General features: G+C 72.6%; 5 protein-coding genes. All 5 read left to right on the top strand.

Features of this window, described 5'->3' with window-relative positions:
• Window positions 1-237: 237 nt before the first annotated feature.
• Window positions 238-762 (top strand): DUF177 domain-containing protein, encoded by a 525-nt coding sequence (locus tag RWM17_RS12775; protein ID WP_314104222.1) that lies wholly within the window; start codon window positions 238-240, stop codon window positions 760-762.
• Between the two features lie 69 nt (window positions 763-831).
• Complete coding sequence (rpmF, locus tag RWM17_RS12780; protein WP_043593937.1) at window positions 832-1,035, top strand: 50S ribosomal protein L32; 204 nt, start codon at window positions 832-834, stop codon at window positions 1,033-1,035.
• 53 nt (window positions 1,036-1,088) lie between these two features.
• The gene (gene rnc, locus RWM17_RS12785) at window positions 1,089-1,793 is read left to right on the top strand and encodes a ribonuclease III (protein WP_314104229.1); all 705 of its coding nucleotides are present in this window, start codon (window positions 1,089-1,091) and stop codon (window positions 1,791-1,793) included.
• A 3-nt stretch (window positions 1,794-1,796) separates the two neighbouring features.
• Window positions 1,797-2,816, top strand: a complete 1,020-nt coding sequence (locus tag RWM17_RS12790) for an Fpg/Nei family DNA glycosylase (RefSeq protein WP_314104231.1) — start codon at window positions 1,797-1,799, stop codon at window positions 2,814-2,816.
• A gap of 151 nt (window positions 2,817-2,967) precedes the next feature.
• Window positions 2,968-4,172: AAA family ATPase (locus tag RWM17_RS12795; protein WP_314104233.1), on the top strand; the 1,205-nt coding region annotated here is incomplete at its 3' end.

Raw genomic sequence — 4,172 nt, forward strand, 5'->3', positions numbered from 1 at the left:
GTTCGGCGGCGACCCCGCGGGGGTCGCGGTCGCGGACGACGCGCGACGGGTGCTGCGGGCCCTCCGCGCCTCCTCGTCCCCCGGCCGCCGCGTGGCGGCGACCCTGGCCCCGCGCTCGCTCGTGAGGCCGTCGGAGGCGAGATCGGGCGTGGGCGCGTAGAGTCTTCCCTCGTGCCTCACTACACCAAGACCCCCTGGACGCTGTCGGTCTACGACCTCCTGCACCGAGCGGGCGAGATGCGCGAGCACGCGATCGAGGTCGTGGTGCCCGAGCGACTGGGCGAGGGCCAGGTCGCCGTGCAGGCGGGTGCCGTGCTCGACCTCGACGTGCGGCTCGAGGGCCTGCACGACGGCATCCTCGTGTCCGCGACCGTCACCGGCACCGCGACCGGCGAGTGCAGCCGCTGCCTCAAGCCGATCGCCGAGCCTGTCGAAGTCGATATCGCCGAGCTTTTCGCGTACGATGTCGACGAAGCTTTTGACTACCAGGTTCACGAAGACCACGTCGATCTTGAACCTGTCGTCAGAGACGCAGTGGTCCTGTCACTGCCCTTCCAGCCGGTCTGTCGCCCGGACTGCCCTGGACTCGACCCGGTGACGGGCGAACGAGTCGAGGACATCCCCGACTACCAGCCCCGTGAAGGCGTCGATCCCCGGTGGTCGGCCCTCGCAGGGTTCCAGGCTGAACAGGCACCGGTCCTCCAAGAACCAGTTGGCAGGGCAGTCACCGACAACGAGTCGAAGCCCGACACGTCTGCCTGAGACCACCCGCGTCACCCACCCACGTCAGACCCAGGCCCCCGCGGGGGCCGCAACAGAGAAGAGAACCTCATGGCCGTTCCCAAGAGGAAGCAGTCACGCTCGAACACCCACGCACGTCGGTCGCAGTGGAAGGCCACTCCCGTCCAGCTGGTGAAGACCATCGAGAACGGCAAGGTCACCTACAGCCTCCCGCACCGTGCCAAGGTCGTCGAGGACAGCGCCGGCACCGCCCTGTACATGGAGTACAAGGGCCGCAAGGTCGCCGACGTCTGAACCCGTCTCCCGTGACCACGTCACCCGTGACACCGTCACACCCCGATCAGCCCGTGTCGAGCCCCCGTGCCGACCGGGCTGATCTGTTGGTGCAGCTCGGCATCGAGGTGCGCCCCGACCTGATCGAGCTCGCTCTCACGCACCGGTCGTACGCCTACGAGCACGGCGGCATCGCCAACAACGAGCGGCTCGAGTTCCTCGGCGACTCGATCCTCGGGCAGGCCGTGACGGTCATGCTCTTCACCGAGAACCCCGACCTCGACGAGGGCGAGCTGGCCAAGCGCCGCGCGAGCCTCGTGAGCACGGTCGCCCTCGCCGAGGTCGCCCGCAACATCGGGCTCGGCGCGCACCTGCGCCTCGGCCGCGGCGAAGAGCTGACCGGCGGGCGCGACAAGCCGTCCATCCTCGCCGACACGGTCGAGGCCATCATCGGCGCGACCTACCTCGACGCGGGGGGAGAGGCCGCGACCGCCTTCGTGCTGCGACTGGTCGCACCGCTCCTCGTCGACCCCGCGCGCTTCGGCGCCGCGATGGACCCGAAGACGAGCCTGCAAGAGCTGAGCGCCGCCCGTGGCCGCGGGATGCCGTCGTACCACGTGACCGACAGCGGGCCCGACCACGACAAACGGTTCCACGCCGCCGTGCGGCTCGGCGACTCGCCGGACGACGTCGCCCACGGCACCGGCAGCAGCAAGAAGCAGGCCGAGATGGCCGCGGCGCTCGAGGCCTGGACGCGGCTCTCGAGCACCGACCGCTAGCCCGTGCCCGAGCTCCCCGAGGTCGAGGTCGTCCGTGCGGGCCTCGCGCCCGTCGTGGCCGGCTCCGTCGTCACGGGCGTCACCGTGCTCGACGAGCGCTCGCTCAAGCGACACCGGGGCCCGTCGGTCGACTTCGTCGACCGCCTCGTCGGCGGCACCCTCGACTCGGCCGTCCGCCGCGGCAAGTTCCTCTGGTTCCCGTTCGAGCCGGCCGAGCGGCACGACCACCCCCTCGCCCTCGTCGCGCACCTCGGCATGAGCGGCCAGGTGCTGCTCCGCAGCTCCGACCAGCCTGCCGACCGGCTGATGCGGATCCGGCTCGACGTCGACAGCCCGCGCCTCGGCGCCGTGCGGCTCGCGTTCGTCGACCAGCGGATCTTCGGGTCGATGGCCCTCGACGAGACGGTCCCCACGCCCGACGGCCGTGCGGCCGGCTACGCGGGGGCGCACCTGCTCGGGTCTCCGGAGGCGGCAGCCGACGGCGAGGTACGCGCCGCCGCTGCGGCCCCGTCGGCCTCAGCCTCGGCCCCTGCCCCTGCCGCTCCCGCGTGGGCGCTGCGGGTGCCGCAGCAGGTCGCGCACATCGCCCGCGACCCCCTCGACCCGGCCTTCGACGAGGCCGCCGTCGTCACGCGCCTCCTGGCCCGCCGCACGGGGGTGAAGCGCGCGCTGCTCGACCAGGGCCTGCTCAGCGGCGTGGGCAACATCTACGCCGACGAGAGCCTCTGGGCGGCACGCGTGCACCCCGAGCAGCCGACGGAGGCGCTCTCGCGGGCCAGGGCGCGCCTCCTGCTGTCCGAGGTCCGGGCCGTGCTGCTCAAGGCCCTCGGCGAGGGCGGCACGAGCTTCGACGCGCAGTACGTGAACGTGAACGGCCAGTCCGGGTACTTCAGCCACAGCCTCGCCGCCTACGGACAGCAGGGGCGGCCGTGCCCGCGCTGCGGCACCGCGATCGTGCGTGAGGCGTTCATGAACCGCTCGAGCCACCTCTGCCCCCGCTGCCAGAGGGTCCGCACGGCCTGAGCCGCGCGCACTCGCGCACGTCGGGCGGAAGCCGCGCGGGCCTGCGCGGCCCTGCCCGCGCCTCCCGGGGCCGAGGCCAGCCCTCGCCTATCCTCGGAGGGACGCCGCAGACCGTGTCGACACGTCACCTGGAGCAGGGGAGGAGGGGCACGTGCACCTGAAGAGCCTCACCCTCAAGGGCTTCAAGTCGTTCGCCTCGCCCACGACGTTCGCGTTCGAGCCCGGCGTCACCTGCGTCGTCGGCCCCAACGGCTCGGGCAAGAGCAACGTCGTCGACGCGCTCGCCTGGGTGATGGGCGAGCAGGGCGTCAAGTCGCTGCGCGGCGGCACCATGGCAGACGTCATCTTCGCCGGCACGTCGACCCGGGGGCCGCTCGGCCGGGCGCAGGTCGTGCTGACCATCGACAACTCCGACGGCGCCCTGCCGATCGACTACGCCGAGGTCACGATCAGCCGCACCCTCTTCCGCAACGGAGGCAGCGAGTACGCGATCAACGGCGAGGGCTGCCGTCTGCTCGACGTGCAAGAGCTGCTGAGCGACTCCGGCCTCGGCCGCGAGATGCACGTGATCGTCGGCCAGGGGCAGCTCGACGCCGTGCTGCGGGCCACTCCGGAGGAGCGGCGTGGCTTCGTCGAGGAGGCGGCGGGCATCCTCAAGCACCGGCGCCGCAAGGAGAAGACGCTCCGCAAGCTCGACGCGATGCAGGCGAACCTGACCCGGCTGAGCGACCTCGCCGGCGAGATCCGTCGCCAGCTCAAGCCCCTCGGCCGTCAGGCCGAGGTCGCGCGCGAGGCCCAGACGATCGCCGCGGTCGTCCGCGACGCGAAGGCGCGCCTCCTCGCCGACGAGGTCGTGGCGCTGCGCGCCGTGGTCGCACGCCGGTCGAGCAGCGAGGCCGAGCGCCGCAGCGAGCGGAACGTGCTGCAGGAGCAGCTCGACCAGGCGAAGGCGCGTGAGCAGCGGCTCGAGCAGCAGATGGTCGGCGACGCCGTCGACGAGGCGCGCCGGGTCGCCTTCGGCCTCGAGTCGGTCGAGGAGCGGCTCCGCGGCACGTCGAGCCTCGCGCGGCAGCGCCTCCAGCTGCTCGCCGAGCAGTCCGACCAGCCCGAGCTGCCCAGCACCGTGAGCGCCGGCATGGTCGCCGACGCGCGTGACGAGGCCGAGAGGCTCCAGGGAGGCGTGGCCGAGGGCGAGCAGGCCCTCGCCGAGGCGCGAGCCGCCACGGTCGCCTCCCGGGCCGTGCTCGAGGCGCTCGACGACGAGATCGCCGCCCAGAGCGCGCTCATCTCCCGGCACGACCTCGTGCTCGGCCAGCTCCGCGGCGCCCTCGAGGTCGCGCAGTCACGGCTGGCGGC

It is taken from the genome of uncultured Frigoribacterium sp., assembly GCF_963515265.1.
Lineage (GTDB): Bacteria > Actinomycetota > Actinomycetes > Actinomycetales > Microbacteriaceae > Frigoribacterium.